Origin of the sequence: Novosphingobium sp. SG919 (assembly GCF_012932495.1) — a bacterium.
GTDB classification, from domain to species: Bacteria; Pseudomonadota; Alphaproteobacteria; order Sphingomonadales; family Sphingomonadaceae; genus Novosphingobium; species Novosphingobium rhizosphaerae.
On the sequence record NZ_JABCNG010000005.1, the window covers coordinates 347470 to 367800 of the forward strand.

General features: G+C 62.6%; 17 protein-coding genes. 6 read left to right on the forward strand and 11 right to left on the reverse strand.

The genetic code is table 11. The annotated features are described in order from the left end of the window. The first annotated feature begins 504 nt into the window (after positions 1–504). From FHT19_RS19425 to FHT19_RS19435, 3 genes are all read left to right on the forward strand, one after another. Complete coding sequence (locus tag FHT19_RS19425; protein WP_169476414.1) at positions 505–1743, forward strand: site-specific integrase; 1239 nt, start codon at positions 505–507, stop codon at positions 1741–1743. Then, the gene (locus FHT19_RS19430) at positions 1736–2908 is read left to right on the forward strand and encodes a site-specific integrase (protein WP_169476415.1); all 1173 of its coding nucleotides are present in this window, start codon (positions 1736–1738) and stop codon (positions 2906–2908) included. The genes FHT19_RS19425 and FHT19_RS19430 overlap by 8 nt, the downstream gene beginning before the upstream one ends. A 460-nt stretch (positions 2909–3368) precedes the next feature. Continuing rightward, on the forward strand, positions 3369–3989 hold the full coding sequence (locus tag FHT19_RS19435) for a hypothetical protein (protein WP_169476416.1): 621 nt from the start codon (positions 3369–3371) through the stop codon (positions 3987–3989). Here the strand turns inward: FHT19_RS19435 and FHT19_RS19440 are convergent. Further along, the gene (locus tag FHT19_RS19440) at positions 3961–4350 is read right to left on the reverse strand and encodes a helix-turn-helix transcriptional regulator (protein ID WP_169476417.1); all 390 of its coding nucleotides are present in this window, start codon (positions 4348–4350) and stop codon (positions 3961–3963) included. The genes FHT19_RS19435 and FHT19_RS19440 overlap by 29 nt on opposite strands. A 71-nt stretch (positions 4351–4421) precedes the next feature. On the opposite strand from FHT19_RS19440, the gene FHT19_RS19445 reads away from it, so the two are divergent. After that, positions 4422–5720, forward strand: a complete 1299-nt coding sequence (locus FHT19_RS19445) for a hypothetical protein (RefSeq protein WP_211184964.1) — start codon at positions 4422–4424, stop codon at positions 5718–5720. Here the strand turns inward: FHT19_RS19445 and FHT19_RS19450 are convergent. The 8 genes from FHT19_RS19450 to FHT19_RS19485 form a co-directional block, all read right to left on the reverse strand. Continuing rightward, positions 5717–6841 (reverse strand): hypothetical protein, encoded by a 1125-nt coding sequence (locus FHT19_RS19450; protein ID WP_169476418.1) that lies wholly within the window; start codon positions 6839–6841, stop codon positions 5717–5719. The genes FHT19_RS19445 and FHT19_RS19450 overlap by 4 nt on opposite strands. Next, positions 6838–7449 (reverse strand): hypothetical protein, encoded by a 612-nt coding sequence (locus tag FHT19_RS19455; protein WP_169476419.1) that lies wholly within the window; start codon positions 7447–7449, stop codon positions 6838–6840. The genes FHT19_RS19450 and FHT19_RS19455 overlap by 4 nt, the downstream gene beginning before the upstream one ends. 44 nt (positions 7450–7493) lie before the next feature. Further along, positions 7494–9608 carry a hypothetical protein gene (locus tag FHT19_RS19460; RefSeq protein WP_169476420.1) on the reverse strand — a complete coding sequence of 705 codons (2115 nt, stop codon included), beginning with the start codon at positions 9606–9608 and terminating at the stop codon, positions 7494–7496. Next, positions 9605–10693: a hypothetical protein gene (locus FHT19_RS19465; protein WP_169476421.1), complete on the reverse strand. Its 1089-nt coding sequence runs from the start codon at positions 10691–10693 to the stop codon at positions 9605–9607. The genes FHT19_RS19460 and FHT19_RS19465 overlap by 4 nt, the downstream gene beginning before the upstream one ends. After that, on the reverse strand, positions 10686–11354 hold the full coding sequence (locus FHT19_RS19470) for a hypothetical protein (protein WP_169476422.1): 669 nt from the start codon (positions 11352–11354) through the stop codon (positions 10686–10688). Before FHT19_RS19470 ends, FHT19_RS19465 begins: the two co-directional genes overlap by 8 nt. Next, on the reverse strand, positions 11351–13387 hold the full coding sequence (locus FHT19_RS19475; RefSeq protein WP_169476423.1) for a hypothetical protein: 2037 nt from the start codon (positions 13385–13387) through the stop codon (positions 11351–11353). The genes FHT19_RS19470 and FHT19_RS19475 overlap by 4 nt, the downstream gene beginning before the upstream one ends. 184 nt (positions 13388–13571) lie before the next feature. Continuing rightward, positions 13572–15737, reverse strand: a complete 2166-nt coding sequence (locus FHT19_RS19480) for a hypothetical protein (protein ID WP_169476424.1) — start codon at positions 15735–15737, stop codon at positions 13572–13574. A gap of 300 nt (positions 15738–16037) precedes the next feature. After that, positions 16038–16718 carry a hypothetical protein gene (locus tag FHT19_RS19485; protein WP_169476425.1) on the reverse strand — a complete coding sequence of 227 codons (681 nt, stop codon included), beginning with the start codon at positions 16716–16718 and terminating at the stop codon, positions 16038–16040. Positions 16719–16971: 253 nt separating this feature from the next. Here FHT19_RS19485 and FHT19_RS19490 point away from each other — a divergent pair, with 253 nt between their 5' ends. Beyond that, the gene (locus FHT19_RS19490; RefSeq protein ID WP_169476426.1) at positions 16972–17232 is read left to right on the forward strand and encodes a hypothetical protein; all 261 of its coding nucleotides are present in this window, start codon (positions 16972–16974) and stop codon (positions 17230–17232) included. Positions 17233–17460: 228 nt separating this feature from the next. Beyond that, positions 17461–17787, forward strand: a complete 327-nt coding sequence (locus FHT19_RS19495; protein ID WP_169476427.1) for a hypothetical protein — start codon at positions 17461–17463, stop codon at positions 17785–17787. 149 nt (positions 17788–17936) lie between these two features. Here FHT19_RS19495 and FHT19_RS19500 read toward each other — a convergent pair whose 3' ends face one another. Beyond that, positions 17937–18950, reverse strand: a complete 1014-nt coding sequence (locus tag FHT19_RS19500; RefSeq protein ID WP_169476428.1) for a DUF2493 domain-containing protein — start codon at positions 18948–18950, stop codon at positions 17937–17939. An 80-nt stretch (positions 18951–19030) separates the two neighbouring features. Further along, positions 19031–19522 carry a DUF736 domain-containing protein gene (locus FHT19_RS19505; protein WP_169476429.1) on the reverse strand — a complete coding sequence of 164 codons (492 nt, stop codon included), beginning with the start codon at positions 19520–19522 and terminating at the stop codon, positions 19031–19033. Positions 19523–20331 lie beyond the last annotated feature (809 nt).

Below are 20331 nucleotides of genomic sequence, written 5' to 3' on the forward strand. Positions count from 1 at the left end.
CGCCAGCAACGTGGTGAAGCGTCGTCCTTATAGTCGAATTACGCCGCGATCTCAACAATTTATCAGAACTGCCGGTGGCAGCCGCATAGTGCCAAGGCCGATCAAACACTTAGCGGGCAATGCCGCGGGGGGTGGCTGCCAGCGGCAGCCGATCAGTGCCCGACCGACTGCCGCCCTGTGCCGGCGGAAAGCGGCGGAAATCCGGGCGATTCGCGCCCGCAGCACCCGTGCGTGGGGTGCATTACAACTTCGCCCTTCGGGGCGTGCGTCTGGCCTCCCGCATGAGCTTGCGAATGCGCCAGATAAACGCTCGCAAAGGCGGACAACCCGCTGATCTTGAAGGGAACATTAGACGCCCCAAAGGATCGGCGATGCCCCCCCGGAAGGGGCGGTCGAGCCGTCCGCCACCGCTCTGCTCATAAAAACCCGCGTGTCCTGGGTGTGACCCTGGACGCGCTCTCAACGGCCCCCGAAACGGGCCGCGCTTTTGTGGAGCAAAGGGCCATGCGCCGTGCTGAACTGATCGACCTTGCCGCCATCGATGTTGCCACCACTGACCTCCCCGCGAGGAACGAGCGGCTGTTGCGAGATGCCGTTGTTTCGGGTCTCGCCCTGCGCCTTCGCGCTTCCGGCGCGCGCTCATGGATGCTGCTTGCCGGGACCAAGCGGCAAACACTGGGCGATGCCACGTTGATCCCGCTGGAAGTCGCCCGCCGGATGGTTGCCGCTGCTTCCGCGCCCTCCCCCGGGCCTTCGTCTCCAGTTCCTTCCGCGCCGTTGTTCGGAGCCGAGGCGCGGCTGGCCGACGTGATGCTGCGCTATCTTGCCTCGGGGGAGAATGGCCGTTGGAAGCCCGGAACGCTGCGCAATATGCGGGCCGTCGCGGCGGTGCATATCCTCCCTCTGCTGGGGCAGCGGAAGGTTCGGGACATCACCGCAGAAGAAGTCACCCGTTGGCATCTCGATGTCGCTGCCAAGTCCACCGCTGCCCGCATGTCGCTATCCACCTTGTCGGGCCTGATGCTCTATGCAGAAGATCATGGCTTGCGTGACCCCGGCTCCAACCCCTGCCGGGGCTTGCGCAAGAAGCAGCGTGGGCATCGGGGCCAGTTGCTGCCCGCAGCGGTCGTTAAGCGTCTGTGGGCCGTGCTCGACCGATTGCAAGAGCGGATGCCCGACGCCTGCGATGCCGTGCGCCTGCTGCTCCTGACCGGGGCGCGGCGAAGTGAGATATTGGGCCTGGCGTGGGACAGCATTGCGGGCCCGCGCGCGGTGTTGGATAATTCCAAAACGGGACCGCGCACGATCTGGCTCAACACGCCCGCACGGGCCATCCTCGATGCCCGCAAAGCGAAAGCAACGAGTGCCTTTGTGTTCCCGTCGCCGGTCTGCGATGGCCCGATCAAGGTCATTGACCGGGCGTGGTCCATCATCCGGGAGGAGGCCGATCTGGGGCGGCTGCGCGTCCACGATCTGCGGCATCATTTCGCGTCGGTCGCGGTGTCGAATGGCATAGACCTGCGGCTTGTGGGCCAACTGCTCGGCCATCACGATCTGGATAGTACTCTTGGCTATGCTCACCTTGCCAGCGATGCACTGATGCAATCGGCGACGCGTGTGTCAGGCCTCATCGACCGCGCCTTACGCGGTCAAGCTGCGGCAACGGCAAACGGCCATCGATCCCCGCGAAAGAGCAAGCAGCGCAAGCCAGGCGCTCCGACAAAGGACGCGCATCATGGCTAACCTGTGCCTCCCACTGACGGACACCATTTGCGCGCAAGCCAGGGTTGAAACCCGCGAATATGCCCTGCGCGACACTCGCCAACCGGGGCTTTCCTTGCGTGTGCAGCCCTGCGGCGCGCGAAGCTGGATCATGCGCACGCGCAAGAACGGAAGGGCCGTGCGCCATTCTTTGGGCACCTTCCCCGAGACCCCCGTAAAGGCTGCACGCCAGATCGCTGCAGCCCTGATCGCTGCGGATGTCGCACCGCCCCCCGCCCCGTCTGCGTCTCCCTTGTTCGAGATATTCCAGGCGGAACATGAAACCCGTTGCGGGGCCTTCTACAAGCCGCGAGGGCTGCACACCTATCGCGGCTATGTCCGCCGCCAGTTGCTTCCCGCCTTTGCGGGCAAGCGACTCGATGCCATCACGCGGCAAGATATCGTGCGCTGGTTCGAGGGGTACACCGCCACCAGCCCTGGCGCGGCCAATCGCGCGCTCGGCATTCTCGGCCATATCCTCGGACGCGCCAAGGCATGGGGCTATATGCCTGATGGCTGGCGCAATCCGGTGACGGGAATCAGAATGAACCGCCGCAATGTCGTCGGGACCTTCCTGAGCGAAGACCAAATGGGCCGATTGGGCACGCTCCTCGCAGCGCGCATGACCGAAGGCTGTCAAGCCTCGGCCTTGCTCCATTTCCTGACGCTGACCGGCTGCCGTGTCAGCGAAGCGATCAATCTCGAATGGCGGGACGTCCTGCCGGACCGCCTCCGCCTCAGGGACAGCAAGACAGGCCCTCGCGACGTTCCCCTCGGTCGTGCCGTCCGCCACTTCTTCAAGGCACGCCGCGCCAGCCTGTCAAAAAGCGCCCGCACACCCCCTTCCTTGGTCTTCGCGCTCGCCGATAGGCAGGGCTATGAAGCGGTCCGCAAAGTGTGGCTGCAGATCCGCAAGCAAGTGGGCCTGCCGCCGACCCTGCGTATCCATGACCTGCGACACAGCTTTGCCAGCCATGCCGTCATGTCGGGGGAGACTCTGTTTCTAACGTCACGGCTGCTCGGCCATAGCCGGATACAGATGACGGCCCGCTATGCCCATTTGGCCGATGCGGCGTTGCTGACGACTGCGGAGAAAATTGGAGAGTTGATTACCCGAAGGTGCGGGCTTTCTTCCACCCGAGCCTGAGTTTCATCAAAGGCGAAACAGCGTTGCTATTGCTCCGACCGGAGCTGGCAATACTTGTGCAGACACTACTCTCGAGAGGCGGTGGAAAGCTGCTTGTCAGACGGTGCCTTGCCGTGAACGGAATGACGGAGCCTAGGACGATGCCGTCCTTCGCGGCCGATGACTGGAATGGGGGATTTCGAAGGTCTTCAGGCGATCACTCGTTCGCGCCGCTCGCCCCTGTGAATGGATAAGACCGAAATGCTATCGTTCAGGCGACCATGCAAGGACAAATTGGTTCCAATTTTGGTCTTGCATGGTGTTTGAAAACAGACGGATTGCAGGGAGCGAATTACTTCGCCGACAGCGCCTAGTTGACTGGAGTATCGTGCGAACATAGTGGCGTCCACGCTGCGGCGGGCCGGACGCAACCTCCGCATTGCTTGGCGCCAGCGCAGGCACGGATGTTAAGGAGGCGGGTTTGGTTCTTGAGGAATGGGACAAGACCAGGGGTAAGTGGCTAATGTATCGCAGCGCGGCGGACCACCATGCTGACTGCGAGCGCCATCCGTTAGAGGATATCCCGGAGCGGATATTTCTCGACACCAACATCGTCAACCTGATCGTCAAGCACGCGCCCGTGATCTTCGAAATGGAGCCGCAGGATCCTAACCTACCAATCGCCCGGCGACGCGATATTGAGGCGCTGGCGCACATATTTGCCGTGGGCGCCAGAGCCAGCTGGACGTTGCGGGTCGCGGAGACTACGCTCGACGAGATCAACCGCACGCTCCACGAGCAAGTGCGCCAGGATCTGGCATCCTACGCACTCGAGATGCTCGAGCGTGGCACCGACGAGAGCGCGCGCGGTAGCGACCTCGGCCGCCGCGTGGCGGATTCTACCCTGCTCGCGCTCCTGCCGGACCGCGCCGACCGGAAGTTGCTGGGCAACGCGATCGGCCTGGGGTGCGACGCGTTCGTTACCGCCGACGTTCGCACGATCGTGTCGCGCAGGCACCTACTGCCGACGTTGCCGCTACGTATACTGACGCCGACCGAGTGGTGGGCGGCGATTAAGCCTTGGGGCGGCTTGTGGCTCTGACGTTGGTCGGCGGTCGCGCTTGGTCGCCTTCCGCGTCCCCATTGCAGCGGTTGATCTCGATCACGGCGTTGAGCAGCGCGCGCAGACGCTTCGCTCCGGCCGGCGTTCCGTCCCACAGTTCTCGCAGTCTGTTGGCCAGATCGTCAAACTCGGTCGAATCATTATGCGCATAGGGTTCCACCCCGTATTCCTCGCACAGCCTCATCACGAGGTCGGTTCGGTCCCCGAAATGGCCGTTGAAGATCCGCGATATCCACGGCTGCGAGACGCCGAATGCCTTGGCGACGGCCTTCTGCGACTGGCCGGCAACCTTCACCGCCGACTTCAGATGCCGGCCCACGCGGATAGAATCGTCGTACATCGAACGCGAGTTTATATGCGTATTGTTTTACCTGTCTATGCGTATATAAGCGAGCATATGGAGGCCGCCGTATGCTTATGAGACTGAGTGGGCCGGCCGAGCTCGACCTCTCAACGTTCCTTAGCCAGCTGAAGCCGGACCTACCTACGTCGACCAACCAGGGGGCGGGGGACGCCGCCTTCCAGCGCTGGTTCCGAGTGAAGGAAGCGTTCTCGCCGCTGTTCGTCCGCGACGTGATCGCACATTTGCCACACCCTCCATCGACATGCCTCGACTGCTTCGGGGGGTCTGGCACGACCGCGCTAACCTGCCAGTTCATGGGCATCGCGCCGACGACGATCGAGTTAAACCCGTTTCTGGCCGACCTGATCGAGGCAAAGTTGACGTCGTTCGATCCGCGTGCCGTTGCGGCTGACCGGTTGACCATTGGCAGGACCGTCGACGCGATTGAGATCGACTTGGCGGCCATATATGCGAACGCACCACCGACGCTCTACGAACCCGGTGCTGGTGGTCGCTGGATCTTCGACATCGATGTAATGAAGCGAATCGCCCAGTATCGTGGAGCGATCGCCGAGCTTGCCAACGAGCGGCAGCGCCGACTGTTTACGGTGATCCTGGGATCGACCCTTATCCACCTGAGCAACGTGGTGATAAACGGCAAGGGCAGGCGGTATCGCGGGGGCTGGCAGCGCAACCGCCGGACGGCGCGGGCGGTCGATGTCGCGTTCGAGGCCGCTTACGACAATGCACTGTTCGACGTCAGCAGGCTCACCCGCCGGGCGCATCCTGGCTATACCCTCTTGCGCGGCGATGCTCGCAGTCGCCTCACTGAACTAAACGGCACTTACGATCTGGTGCTGTTCTCGCCGCCGTATCCGAACTCGTTTGACTATACCGATATCTACAACCTCGAGCTGTGGGTCCTAGGCTACCTGTCGTCTGGGGAGGACAACGTCTCCTTGCGTCGCAGCACGCTACGCTCGCATGTCCAGATCAAGCGGGAAGCGTCGATGCCGGCTTCGCCTTCGCCGACGCTCGCAGGCGTCGTGACCGCGCTGGACGAAGTGGCCGATCGCCTGTGGAGCCGACAAATCCCAGGCATGATCGGCAGCTACTTCGCGGATCTTGAAGTCGTGATGCGAGAGTGCGCGCAGCGGCTGACGCCCGACGGGCGCATCGCGATGGTAGTCGGCGACAGCCGTTATGCCGACGTGGTCGTGCCTGTGGCTCGGGTCCTAGCTGAGATTGGCGAGGGGCTCGGCCTGACCACAGACCGCCTTCAAGTCCTTAGGCCGATGCGCGCGAGCGCTCAGCAAGGTGGCGAGCATCTCCTTTCCGAAGATCTGCTGGTTTTGAAGTCCGCCTAGGGTCGACGTGGGTTCGACTTCTGCGCTCCACCCTTAGCCAGCTGGCTGGCGACCGTCGCCTTCCGATAGGACTTCTTGGCGTTGAACATAAAGTATCGGCGTGTGATGACCGACAGGCGGGCGGCCTTCGCAGCCGCACCGGTCATCACTGCGTCGTCGTCGGTCGCACGCATGTCGAAGGCCGCGAGGTAAGCGAAGCGCGTGCCGAGCTCGTCCCTCGCGATGGCCGCCTGCTCGATCCCGTTGGTGACCGAGAGCGCGTTCGTCCGCTTCGCACAGGGGCTAGCCTTCGCGGCGTCGGCGTGGTGGTGTTTTTCGCGGAGGATTTTCAGCTCGAGCGCGCACGCCGGCTTCGGTTCGCCGGTGCCGACCTGATGAATGACGAAATCGACGACCGAGCCGGCCAGCTTGTATTCGCGAATGACAAGATCGTCATGAAAGTGCACGTCCAGCGCGATGGACAGCGCCTTCTGCATCAACTTCTCGGTGTCCTGGCATGGCACATGTAGGCCCGGGTCGTGCCAGAATTTGGGGTCGCTCCGAGGAATCATGGCGACCTTCTCGTGGAAAATGCGCAGCGCCTCGTCGATTGCGGCCTCGTCAATGTCGCTCGGCATCGGCATCGGCAGCTCCAGCGTGAGCGCCGCGTCCTCGCCAGCCATGCCGTTAGGATACCATACCATGCGCCTGCTGGCGGTCTCGATCCAGACTGTCGGCCTGTCGAGCATGCCACGGGCGTCGAGCCAGGCGTGAAGTGTCTCTGGATCGTCGCAGTCGACTTCCTCCGACGCGGCTTCGTTGAGGCCCGGGGAAACAAGGTGAACGCGACCGAATGGGTTGTGCTTCCTCGATCTGGTCAGGTGGTGGTGCCGCATCTTCGTCGCGCCGTTGACCAGCGGCACGTCGGATATCAGGTAAGGCGAATGCACAAACGCACAGTTCGTCGCAGCGTCATCGCCACCGAGCCGCAAGGATAGGTAGCGGGCGACAGCGCGGATCATGCAGGCTGGATCAAGGCTGTCCTCCGTCGGCACGTCTGCGATCTGCGTGCGGCTCACCTCGGCGAACAGGGCCTCGTCAAAATTGCCACCGAGGCCGCCGTCGTCTGTGTCGTCGGTCACGACGCGCGGACCTTCGCAGCGCGGCGTGCGAGATAGCGCAGATAGACATGCATGCGCCGGCGTGGGTCCACCGTGATGCCGCCGAGATGGGTCTCGAGTGTTGCGCTGGCGCGCTGGGTGTAGTTCCGATTCCTCCACTCGGCGAAGTCGATGACCGTCTCGCTCTCACCCAGATCGCCGTCGACTGTGTTCGCGTAGGTCGCGTCCTGATCCACCACCGCTCCACGCAGTGTTGGCGCCAGCGATGCGAAGGCTGTGAGCAGTTCGCAGTGAAAACGGTGGACGCGTGCAAGGCTGCCAACCGCCAACGACCGGTCGAGAAACGACCGCGCGAGCGGACCTAGGCCGTAATGGGCGACGAACCATTTGCCTCGGTCACTAACGGGGCCGACCGAGACGATATCGGCCAACCCCATGAGCGACAGGCGGTCGAGGTCCCATTGCAATTCGGGTGAATACGGCCCGCGCTTCCACCGCGTCACGAGGCCGGTCTCGACCGTAAGACCATATGTCGGTGCGAGCACATTCGCGAGAAACGCGAGGTCGTGGATCGTTGCTTGGGAGAGCGGCGTCAGGCCGGCGCGCGCCGCGCCGTCAAGCAGCGTCATCAGCCATGCCCGTGCCCAGTAGTCTGCCTCGTTCGGGGCGTCACTCAACCGGCGGCCCTCCGTCTAGTTCTCCCGCCTCTTGCGCTGGGCGGATGGCTCCATTCGGGATCGAGCGCCCGCCGGTAGCGTAGCAGGTAACCCTGTCTGTTCTCGATGACCGCACGGTTCTCCGCCGCGACCTCGAGGAGATTTAGGATGCGGTCTTGGCGCTCGTCTAGCGGCACGGCGTCGCTGCTGCCGGGCGGCTGCGCCTTGTGGCGGCGGTCTGCCCACCACTCGGCGTATTCCTCTTCCGAGGCTAGCCCGAACAGGGCCGGTATCATGTCCTCCTTGTTGAGGTTCGAGCTGGCGATAAGCCTGTTGCCGATCGCACCGCCGCTAGCCGCGAACCGCGCCAGCAGTCGGCCCGCGCGCGCGATGAAGATGGAATCGAGGCTGGCCTCAGGTGTCTCGATCACCATCATCGATGGGCGCCGGCCCATCGTGGCTTGCATAATCGCGAGCCTGAAGGCGAGATCGATGAACTCCTTCTGGGATTCCGACACTTCGGCGCTGGCGCGGCGCGGCTGAGGCTGCGACTTGAACACACCCGAGGTCAGTTTGACGGTGAAGCGCGGCATCTTGAACGTGCCGGTTTCGTCACCGAACTTGCGATCGTCCTGCACTACAGTGATTTCGCACTCTTCGGCTAGGAATGCGGCCGCGTTCCACTTGAACTGCGATTTGATTTTCTCCGCCACGGCCATGACGGCCTTCTTGCCGATAGCCAACTGCTCGCGAAGCGTCACCTCCTCCAGCTCGCGCTGGCGGGCCAGCGCGTTTTGCTTGCGGCGCAGGTCGTCGACAATCTTCCGCAATGCCTCGATCTCCTCATCCGGTGGCGGAAGCGACTGTCCGAGAAGTTCGAGTTCCCGCTCGATGTCGATCCGCTCGGCGTCTGCGGTCAATTGTTCCTCGTATAGTTCGTAATACCGGTCGCGTGCGGCCTGCAGCGAGGTTTCCAGCTTCTGGCGTTCGTCATCGGCCTCGGCGCGTTCTTCTTCGAGCTCTGCCAAGCGGCGGGCCTCGGCAGAAGTGGACTTCGCTGGCCTGACGTCGTGCTTGGCGGGCGGCGCATCGCACAGCGGACAGGTCCCGTCTGCGACGCACCGCTCGAGCCGGGCGGATGCGCTGGCATCGACGTTGCCGCAGACAAGGCATCCGGCACCCGCCTCGAGCGTCACCAGGACGTAGCGGCCAACCTCGCCAATCTTGGGATAGAGGCTAGAGAAGAAGCGCTGCCGCAGGTCGTGGTGGGCACGTCGGATTTCCTCGTGCCGCAGCTTGGCCCGTTCGACGGATGACCGGACCTTCACACGTTCGGCATCGGCCAGGGCTAGGTTCTCCGCAATTGATTCGACCCGCTCGCGAGCCGCGCGAGCGCGGGTCCTCGTACTGTTGTATTGGGACACGGCCGCGGCTTCGGCCGCCGACGCGGTCTCGGCCTCCTCAAGAGCAGCGATCTGCCTGTTCAAATACACGCGTTGGTTGCGATACTGAGAATCCATGCTTTGGATTCTGTTGGCCAACTCGGCAACGCGCGCGGCAGTTTCCGCCGGGTAGACTAGCGCCCGCAAAACCTCGTCCTGCGCTGAGCGGTCCCAGAGAAGCGGTCGACGATCCTCCAGATAGAAGATCAGCAATCGCAGCACGAGGTGGAAATCGAACTCGCTGGCAAGCCCTGACGCTGAAAGGATCGCCGTCGTGTATTCCTCCTCGGTTGCGCGAACCTGTTTGCCATCAACTGAAAGCTCGACGATCTTCAGGTCGCGTAGCTGCCGGACGACGACGATCCTGGTGCCGCCGATCGAAAGCTCGACTCGTGCGGTTGCCGCTACAGCACCGTCGAGCACGCGCGACCGGAAGTAGCTGGTGTCGCGCATTTTCCTAAGCGTCCGATCAAGGTTACCGAGTGGGCCCTCATCGATGCGCCAGTCCTTTGGCCCCGCCAGCGAGCGGAAGAGGATGTTAAGCAGGGTCGTCTTCCCTAGACCGTTGACGCCAGCGATCACGCCGACACCCTTCTTGACCGTCCAGTCGATGCCCTCGCCCTTTTTGCCCGGGTATAAGCCGTAGTCGCTGACTTGAATGCGCCTGATGATCGGGAGATGGACGGTCATTCCACGGCCGCCTGCGACCGGTAGCGCACATGCCGACCTTCCTCGGAGGACCTAAGCAGCTTCCATCGCCAAAGATCGATACGTTCGGTGACCGCCCGATCCTGCACGTCGGCGAAGCAGGCGGCGTCGGTGAAATCGGCGGCTCGCATGTCGAATAGACACAGTGCGGCATGGAGGCTCTTCTCTGCACGGCTATAGGCCAGCGCCTGGATGTAGCCCTTCTCGATTTGCTCAGCATGGTCGGTACTCGACGGATTGTCGTTCGAAGTGCGGTCGGCCAGTGCCTTCAGCTCGAGCACATAGTCGCAACGGCGGCCCGGCAGTCCTGAGCGCGTCGGCTCAGGCATGTAGACCGAGATATCGACGATGCCGTCCTCGTTCACGGCCTGGGACCGGCTGTCATGCCGTGGGAATAGGCGCTTGAGCTGCGGAAGCAGCCTGCCTTCGATGATTTCCTCCGGCCTTTCGCTCGGAACGCCCTTCGATGCCTTCCGCCACGGGGATGTCGCGTGGCCCGCCTTCGCTATCATCGGCGTCCTCAAATTTTCGGCGTAGAATGTGTCGAGTGCCGCCTTCATGCGCTCCGGGTTGATCGGCCGATCCGTGATCTCGATCTCGTATTTGACGCCTGGTTGGTTGCAGCCATCGGGAAACAGCGACAGACGCGGCTCACCTGGTGTTCGCAGGTCGAGCGTGACCGCAGGCAGGTCGCCAAGCCCAGCCGTGATAACCGCCGCAAAGGTGTCGCCATCGTCGATGAAATCGATGTCGAGCTCGTGCGTCTCGGCGAGCCGGGCGTTCATCATCCAGACCCGCGCGCCGATGGGATCGTTGCCGTTGCTGAAGAGCGGCTTTGGCTTCGAGGTGCAGCCGCAGCTGCCGACGCGCTGCCTCACCTGCTCGCCGAGCAAGAACATGGCGAACGGACCTGCGTCCCCGCGTTGGATGCGTGAGAGGACCAGCGCGGCGAGCTTACGAAGGAAGCGTCCAATCCGATCGGCGCCGGCTTCGAACGGCATGCCTTCGTCGTCGAATAGCGCCTGGATCTCAGCCTCTGGCACCCCGCCTACATATGTTTCAGGCACTGGCCCTCCGACGCATTAGGCTCATGTAGAGCGAAGTCTGTTCGGCGGGACTCAGGTTGACGTCATTGGGCGCAAACCGCTGGAAGCGCCGTGCGGCGTCCGCCGAATAGTTTCGTGCGGTGCGACCATCGCGGCCGTCGGCGAACTTGATCAGGCGGTTCTCGTCGTAGCCGGCAGCCGACCACAGCGCATCGACGAGGGCAGCATCGTCACGTCGATCCGGTGGGATGTCGGCGAAGCTGAAGGCCAGCTGCTCGAGAAACTTGGCCACTGTCGGATCCTCATCGGGCATGCCGTCGAGCAGAGCAATGACCGGTGCCGCAGCCTGCGCGCGGATGGCGAACGCGACGTCGAGTCGCCAGCGTCCGCCGCAATCGTCGCCGGTGAGCCTCGCTACCCGGACCAGGCCCAGCCCAACGAGGCGGCCGAGGGCGGACTGTAGCATCGGATAGTGGGGGCCGCCTTCTTCCTTAAGTATGTCGCCGGTGGGAGAATCGAGACCCCAGACGGGTGCCAAGACCTCTGTGAAGAAGGCGAAGGCGTGGAAGTCTTGGACGCCGACCTCCTCAACGCCGGCCGCGGAAAGTGCCGACAGCATCCGCAGTACACGGACCTGCGCCCGCGTCTCGGCAGTGCGGTCGAGGTCGTGCGTTTCGGTCATGGCGCAACCCGATAGAGAACTGCGTTCACCTTCGCTTCGTAGTCGGGCCGCAGCGCCTCGAGGGCGGCGGTCGGATGCGCGATGTCGAGAAGGTTGACAGTGCGGGCGTCCCTGTCCGGCCTTGTAGGATGGTCGAGGAAGTAGTGCGGGATGAACCCGCCGTCGACGATGTTGCACGCGACGATGATTTGGCGGTTCCTGGGACCGCCATCGGCTGCGGCGTAGTGCGACAGCATTACCCCAGCGCGGTCGGCGAAAACGACGTCGACCGAGCCCTCTGGGCCATCGATGACGATCGAGCAGTTCTCCGCGCCGAGCGCTTCCATGAACGCCATACGGAATGCGATGTCGAGATACTCACGCTGGGAAAGCGACGCCTGTTCGTATGTGCGTCGCACGAATGCGCTTCCGCTGACGCCGCTCGTGAGGTCGACCTCGAACGCCGGGAACTGGAACTTCAGCGCGTCGCGGTGTTGGGCGATCTTCTCGGCACGTGGGGCGTAGACAAGTCGCACCCGCTCGATGAAAAAGTCTTTCGCTCTGCGGTTGAATATCTCCTGGATGCGCTCCCGGAATCCGACAACAGCGTTGCGCAACTGGTCGAGCAGTTCGTCGACCTGCCGCTCGGCGATCTCGCGGTCCTGCTCAAAGCCTTCCGCGCCGAGCCGCAGGCGGTCAATCTCAGATTCAACGCGAGCGAGCGCCGTCCTGTCCTCGGCGGGCAGCTGGGCTCGGAGCACCCGCCGATGTCGCTTGAACCCGTCAACGTCGCGGCGCACCTCTTCGAGCGAACTTTTGATGGCGTCGACGCGCTTGCTCGCCTCGTCGAACCTCAATCTCGCCTCGGCGGCGACCTCGCGTTGGCGCTCGAGCTCCTCGAATGCCATCTCGGCCTGTTGCGCAAGCGCGGCGCTGGTCGTGACGACGTTTTCGTCATTCCGGGGCGACCCACACATCATACAGCGGTGCTCGAGTTGCCTAGCGGACAGTTCAGCCGCAAGTTCGGTCAAGCCGTCACCACCGCATACCTCGCAATGTCCGTCGCGCATCAGGCCGAGAAGGACGTAGCTGATATCGTTCGACACGTTGCCGAGTGCGTGCCGCACGGCAAGGTATTTGAGATGGTCGTAGCGCGAAGCCTCTGAATCGGCCTTGCTGTCCTCGGTCCAGACGAGTGCCTTGGCGTCGGCGGCGTGCTCCGACGCGGTGTCGAACTCCTCGACGAGTGAAGCTTCGCGGGCCTCGGCGGCATCGATCCGGATCTGGATCGCGTTCAGCGCGGCATGGACGTCGTCGGCCTTCGCGAATGCCTTAACGTCCTTCTGGTACCGGCGCTCGAGCCGATAGAGTGCTGCGCGCAGGTTGCGTGCGGCGCTGTCCGAACTGATTATCTCGCGTTCGAGTTCGAGAAGCTGTCTGGCGTCATCGGCGTTCATCATTGTGGCGCGGAAGAGTTCATATTGCGCCTTCCAGTCCCAGATGAGCCGTTCACGGTTCTCAAGGAAGAACACCGACCGTTCGAGTATGCGCAGCAGGTTGGGGAAGGTATCGACGCCGGCGAGCGCCGCTGTCGTAGACTGGTAGGTCGCGATGTCCTTCTGCGTTTCCTCCCCCTCGCCTTCGCTTACCGCGAACGACACAATGGCGAGATCGCGCAGCCGGCGCTCTATGATTGCCGTGGCGTCGCCGAACCGGACACGGAGCTTTGCCTTGGCATCCTGTGTCGAACCGGTTGCGCGCACGGCGAACATGCTCGGATCTCCGCTGAGCACCTCACCTTGGCCCTTGCCGATGAAGCCCGGGGGCCGGAGACGGGTGGGACCGGCAATCATCTGCTTGAGGAGGATAAGGAGCGTACTCTTGCCGAGGCCATTCACACCTAGGACAAGATTCTCATCCGGCTGGAAATGGACATCCAGGCCGCCATGGCCATCCTTTCCCGGATACAGCGAGAATCCAGTGACGCTGATAGACTCGAAGACGGGGAAACGTATCGTCACGCGGCGCTTCCCACGTTGCGTGCTGTCGGGCATTGGCCCACGAATCGCCTATCAGTCAATTGCACCCCCCTTTTCAACAAACTGCCACAATATCGACGGAAATTGCAAGTGACGTGATTGCCGAACCTCTCGCCCGCGACCCATTCTTGCGCAACCTGTCCCGGCCAATGTGCTGTCAAAACTTCGCATGATATTGCCGTGACAGACCGGGGCAAGGTCAGGACTTGAACTTTTCTGCAAATCGTTCGAGAAAGTCGGAAGCGTTGAGCGTAGTGGCCCGCATATTCGAACCGTCGCCACCCAATGCCTCTACACTACGGGAGGCATCGGCCGGCAGTACTTCGAGTTCGACAGTGCGAAACTCGCCAAGATTCGGGATTTTTTCGGCGACTTCGACTTCGCGCATGTGGGACCCGATCAACGAGACGGATGGCGGTTTGTCGAGGAATCGCAGTAGGTCTTCGGATGTCGGCGATCGCCCCGACCACAGTTTGTTCGCGAAGACCGTCTGGCGGATCGGCGGTAGGCCGGGGATGCGGTGCCGGGAGTACACACCTACTTCACCGACCGCGAAGAACATGGCCAACGCCATCTGGTCGGTGAAATAGGTACCATCGACTTGTCCGGCGGCCTGAAGCGGCATGGCGCTGACGACGCAGGGTATCACTTCGAAGCCGTTGCAGTTCTGACTGAGCAAATCCGCGAGCGCGTCAGGTCTTCGTCGCATGCCGTCGGCGATGCGGCGCGCTTGAGCAGCGGTTTGCGACATCCACTCTCCCAACCGCCACACGCTTGCGGGATCGACGCCGCATGTGGTCCTCGTCTTGCACTCAAACAGGAACACGCGGCGATCCAAACGTATCGCGGCATCGATCTCATACGTCTCGGGCCCGTCCGTGACCGTACCAAATACGGGCGCCAGCCCCCAGTCTGTGAGGTGTTCTCGAAAGCGCCGCTCGAAGCGCTTCCCTTTTGCATCGATCTGGATCCGTCTCCGCGCGAACTTTGAAAGGATGACGCGAGCGACGTCGCTGTTTACAGCTAATGGCCCCATCAGAAGCAACTGCCCGTCGGCGATCCTGACGATCGGGTCGTCGACGGCGTCGCCCGATGCACGCCCGAACGTTATATTTGACACGAACCTCTTCGCCTTCTCGGCCGACAGGCCGAGCTTGACCAACCGACCTATGAGATCGGCTTCGTCGAAGTGGACCAGGAGTCGGGAGGCGCCGCCACCTGTTCGGCCAGCGACCATCGCGAGACGCTCGATGATGGAATAGCCTCGGATCCATTCGACAAGCGTGAGACCGAGATACTGGCTCGTGTCCTCGCGCGGTTCGACTGCCAGCAGCATCTCAAGTGCGTTGTAGGCACAGACCTCAGTCGCTGACACGTACGCCGCCGGCATCAACGACGCTGAACCGTCTATCCCAACGGCGTCAAGATGTGCATTTTCCGTGTGGATCAGCTGGTCGAAGACCGACCCGATCTCGAGTGAAAGCTGCTCGTGCGCGATTTGCGCGATCATTCTCCAACTCATCGCCTCGCGGGTCGGCGTCATGCTGCGGACGGTTTGGCCGCTGTCCTCGTTCTCATGCAGGACGCAGCCGAGGAAACGGGCGCTAGTCTCCATCCGCCGCCACATCTCCCACATTTCGCCTAGCTTCGTAAGCTTGTCCGCGTTGACGTGGGGGGACATGGGGTTAGGCCGACGGGGGAGGACAATTGCTCCGTCCCCATCGTACCAGCCATGACGTGCCGCCAGCGTACGCACGCACATCGATGTCGTCGCATCGACCATCGCGATCAACTCGTCCGCCCTATAGTCGCCACCGTCGCCGTCGGGGAGCGCGAACACAGAGCCGTCGATTATTGGCGTTGCTGCCGCGCGCCGGTCGATTTCGCCCAGTGACCAGTCGACCAACTCGGCAGCGCGTTCTAGGATGGCCCATAGCCACTCCTCCGGCGGCGCGTCGGCGAGCATCGCGTCCAGCTCGTCGGACAAGGCGAGGTATCCGCGCTCAATGGTGGTGACGAGCCGGCCGGCATTTTTGGCTGCGGCGCCGACTTCGTCGCCATGCCGGTCACGCAGACCGATGGCCAGCTCAGCCAACGCTATGTCTCGCTTCCTCGACCTGACGTCGTCGCGCATCGTCTGGACGATGCCTGACCGAAGGATAAGCGCGGGAACCCGGTATGCGTCTGCACTGTCAAGCTTTTCGATCGCTCGCAGCAAATCACTTGGATTCAGCTCGGCTGCAAACCGATTGACAATTACCTCAAGCGAGCTTGATTGACGGTTCGGCTTGGACACCTTGCCCGATTTCACCTTCCCAACATCCCGCCTGCTGCCCGGAATACCCTTCTCGGCACCCCCGCGCATGCTAACCCCGTTGCCACCGAAGCCTTATCGGCAAGAAGGGCGAGATGATCAACATATCTTCGCGGCTAAACGCCTGCTACCATATAAATGGCAAGCTGATTTGGAGGCGGTCGCTTTTGGCAGTTACATAAATCTGTCGACCACTCGATTTTGCGCCTAGCTGACCCGCCGGATCGCTTGCGACAACGTCCGCTATTTGTGCCTACGATCCTGAAGTTGACTTTCCGGATCGTCCCAACCGGGATCCCCCCCTAAAGCTTGGATGAACAACGGTTTAGCCAGAATAGCACAGCTCTAGCTCTAATAGCTATTTCTTTGGTGGTTAAAATCGGCTGCCGTTGCCATCCAAGATTCGAGCAGGTCGGCCGATTCCGCTTCGGACAGTGATGGGAACACTTCACCCAGTTTTTCGAGCGCGCTGGAGACGTCACAGGCCGCCCCTGCAAGGCCGTTGCGGTCAAGGAGCGCCAGCGCCATACGGAGCATCGACCGAACAACATCGTTAGTCCGATCCGAAGGCACATCGCTTTCGGCCAGATCGGCGCCGTAGAGCATGATTCCGGCATCGAATTTATCGATCAGGTGGCGATTGCCGTCCAACCTCGCCCGCTCCATTTCGTCCGGCGTGAAGACCGAAAGACTGGTCGTTGCCATGGGAAGCTCAGATGCCAGCATGGCACGCGCTCGGCCCCAGTATTTGTCCAGACCCTTGTATCTGGGATGGTCGACGAATACCCAAAATTCCAGATGAGATCGGTCCCCCGGGGCCACGCTGGCGCGTTGAATGCCGGTCGTTGGTTCGGCCAGCATGATCCCGAGCAAGGTTCCCCGCTTTGGGGTGCTGGAACAGCGATCCACAAAATAGGCGCGCAAGATGCGGGTCGCGCGCTCAACCGCGATCTGATCCTGCTGCGAAAGATGCTTCACTCTGGCCTTGATTGTTGCTCGCTCGTTCGCCTGCGATATGGCAGCCCTTTCCATCAGCGCCTCCTGTTCCGCATTGTGCGGTTTCCGGAAGTTGGGCTATGCGGAGAGGCCCATTACTCCCGCGCGCTACGGCGCGGGAGCCGGGGCTGGTAACACGTCGGAACATGCGCCTGCGCTTTTAGCCGCAAGCGGCCTGGACATATGCACAGGCACCCCGGCGAGAAGCTCTCACCGAAGTGTCATTTCCGACGGGATTACCAGTCCCGGCACTGCCCTATTGCAGCGCACTCTTTTGATAACAGACCCGATGGCCGATGCCAAGCAAAGCGATGATCTGCCTTCAAAACCCAACTATGCCTCGCGCTATGCGCCCTCGCCCGGATTCCAAAGACAGTCTATAGAACCCAGATCGGGACACGACGCCCCGGACGGTGAAGGCCGTTCGGGGCCCGAGCGGATCGATATTGCGCGTGCTTTTTGCCTTGCCGAACATGCCGATGTGGAGCAAAATGTGTCCTGGCAGCGGATGAACGACCTTCATAAGCTGTTGAAATTACGCCGTTTATGAGCAGCACAGGTGCGTGGGGTGCATTACAATCGCCTCCGGCGTGCGTCCCTTCTCCGCAGCGCGCTTGCCCGCTGCGCCCGTCCGACTCGGATCGGGGCGGCTCTCCCCAGCCGGGAATCGGTCCGGGTCAAATCCGCTCCGGTCATGGGGAAAGCATTGCATGGCGTTGGTCCTTGGTGGATAGTCGGCGATGGCGGGCAGACCTCCTTTCGCAAAGGAGTTCAAACAATGCCCAAGATGACGGAACGTGAGCGGCTCGCGAAGATCGAGGCCGATCAGGAAAGCCTCGCGCGAGAGGCCGAGACGGTACGGCGCGGATTGCGCGCGCATTATGGAAAGCTGGTCACGGAATTGCCGGTCGAACGCTTGAGCGAGCGTGAGTTTCGCGATGTGCTGGGTCAGGCAATCCGGGTTGGCGGTGGCGCTGCGATCGCCGCGCTCAAGGGTCTGTCGGCACAAGGCGTCCAGGCGGAACCCTCGTCGGGATCGCCCCGCAAGCGCACGACTGCTGCCCCCGCTGGCGCGGATGATGCCTCCAAGACCGTGCATCCTTAGCGGAAAGGGGAGCGACGTTGGCGGGCGGCACGCCCGGCAAAAGGAGCGACGCGGGGGAAACCGTTCGGGTTTCCCCCGCTCGTGCCAAAGGCACGACAAGGGACCGGCTGCGGTGTCCCGCGCCGGTCCCTATTGGGCTGTTGATCCGATCAGGCCGCTATGACGCGGCGCTTCTTTTTGATCGGCACGGCGGGTTCCTGATCCGCCCGCATGAAAACATGGGTCGGGACACGGTGCCCCTTCTCCGGGTTGAACAGGTCGTAGAGGCTCGACTGGATGCCCGACCCTTCGCACAAAAGCGCTTCGACCGGCATTAGCTCTGCGATGTTGCGATTGCGCCGAAAGGCTTTGCCGTTGCCGCGCCCATAGAGGCCGAACGCGATGCAGACGACACCCCGTTGCGCTGCCCATGCGGCGGCGGCTGCATCCACCCCAAGGCGCTGCCCTGTGGTGACAAGCACCATGTTTGGAATGCGCGCCCTGATCTGGTCGAGGCGTCCCCAGATAATCCGCCAGTCGTGCCAGTCGGAAGGGCCGGACACGACGACCACGGGGCCTTGCGGGTCGTATCGGTCGCGCCGCCGTTCGGATCGTGCGCGCAGAAAGTCGAGCGCCGAAATCTGGCTGGCGGTGGTGACATGGGACGCGCGCGACCCCTTGGCGGGCGACCATGGGCGACCGGCATAGGTGCGATACATCGCGGCCGCATAGTCGCGCATCGCTTCCATGGCGGCGCGCTGTTCGGCGACCGACTGGCATTCAAGCTGGGTGTCCTCAAGCTCCTTGGTGAACACCTCGCCCGGCTCCAGACGGCGGGCCATGTCGCGCAAGGTGTCGGCAAGCCGATCCTCCCGACCTTCCAGCCGGTTCGCGACAAAGTGAAAGCTGTTCACGAAGCCCCAAGCGAGTTCGGGCGCAAGCGTGTCGAGCCGCGTATCGCCCAGAAGGTCGAAAATGGCTGCGACGATGCCGCCGCACTCGGCCTGCGCGGCGATGGGATCGGGCATGGCATGCTCGGCGGGTTCGTCGCCCGGTTCCATGATGGAAAGTGGGATCGGGTCGCCGAAGGATGTCACGAAATCCGGCGTGGCGGTGAGTTCGGCATAGAGTTCCGGCAGGTCGGCAAAGCTGCTAACGCTGTGCAAGGCCGTTGGCTTGCTCATGGGATGCACTCCTTGTGACGGGATGACGGTTCAGGACCGGGGAAGCGTTCCAGCGCTCCCCCGGCCCGCCTCGGGTCGCCTTAGAAAGGCACCTCATCGTCAAGGCTGCGTCCGCCGCCGGTATAACCGCCGTCCGGTCCTGCGGTGCTGCCGCCGGAGAAGCCGCCGCCCGTTCGTCCCCCGAAGCCGCCACCCGCGCGCGCGCCGTTGCCGCGTCCGCCGAAGCCGCCGCCCTGCGCTTCGCGCTCACGTTCGCGCCGCCACTGGACGTCAAAGCCGTTGGTCTCGTCTCCGAACAGGGCGATGGGCAGCGGCTCGCGGAAGCTCGGATCGTCGATCATGCCGGACAGGAACACCTCGTCATTCGCACGCATCTTGCGTTCCCAGACGACGCCAATCTGGATTTCGTCGCCCGCCCGGTTCGTCTCGTAAATCTCGTAGACGGGGGCGCTGTCGCTCTGCCGATCCTCGACGCGGCGCATGATGAGGTAAGGAAAACGCATCTCGCGCGTGGCGATCTTGCCAATGATATCACTGGCGCGTTCGTCGAACTTGAAGTTACCGATCTTCATGACTTCATCCTTTCTCTGTCCTGTGGTCCGCTTCTCTTTCCCGGCCACATCTGAACCCTACCCCCTCCCCTCTATTTCTTCCATCACATTGATTTCTTGACAGAATTTCATCGTACCTGGTGAGCCTGAGCATCGAACGGCCGCGTCAGCGGCCCCACAGGCACAAATGACGCACCGGCCGCGCGAGCGGACGGTTCTGTTTGAATGGAAGAGGGAGCGTGGGCCGGCCGACATGTCATCGCACCCGGAGCCGCCTTCGCAGGTCCGAAGGCGCAGGACCGGGCTCTTGGACACAACAGGCACGGGAGGGGCTTAGCGAAGCTTGGCAAAAAGGGGCCGACGCTTCTCTGACAAACAGACAAACGTCGCCGGCCCCTTTTTGCCTAGCGTAGCTTTGCCCCGACGCAACTCGTTGTGTCCGAAACCGGTTCTGCAACGCGCGGATTCTGCGAGGGCGGCGGAGGGGGCGATGACATGTCAGCTGGCTCCACGATCCGCATCGCGCGTGAGCGCGATTCCTTGGGCGGAGCCTGCATTGCGGTGGTCGTGCCTTTCACCCGACGGCCATTGGAGGAACACCTCCCCTGCCCCAAGCGCCTGCGGAAGGGATCGTCACCGCGGCAGCGGCCAAGACCCGAAGGGGCTTGGTCGGAGCGAAGCGGAGATAGAGCCCGGTGCCCGCTTGCGGGCAGCCGCCCAATCTGCACCGCCGCCTATGAGCCGTTGTCGCTTTGCGAGCTCCCCCGGATCTCGGCTCGCATCCGACCGAGCACTACCCAGCTACGGATCAGTCTCACCATGAACTTGAT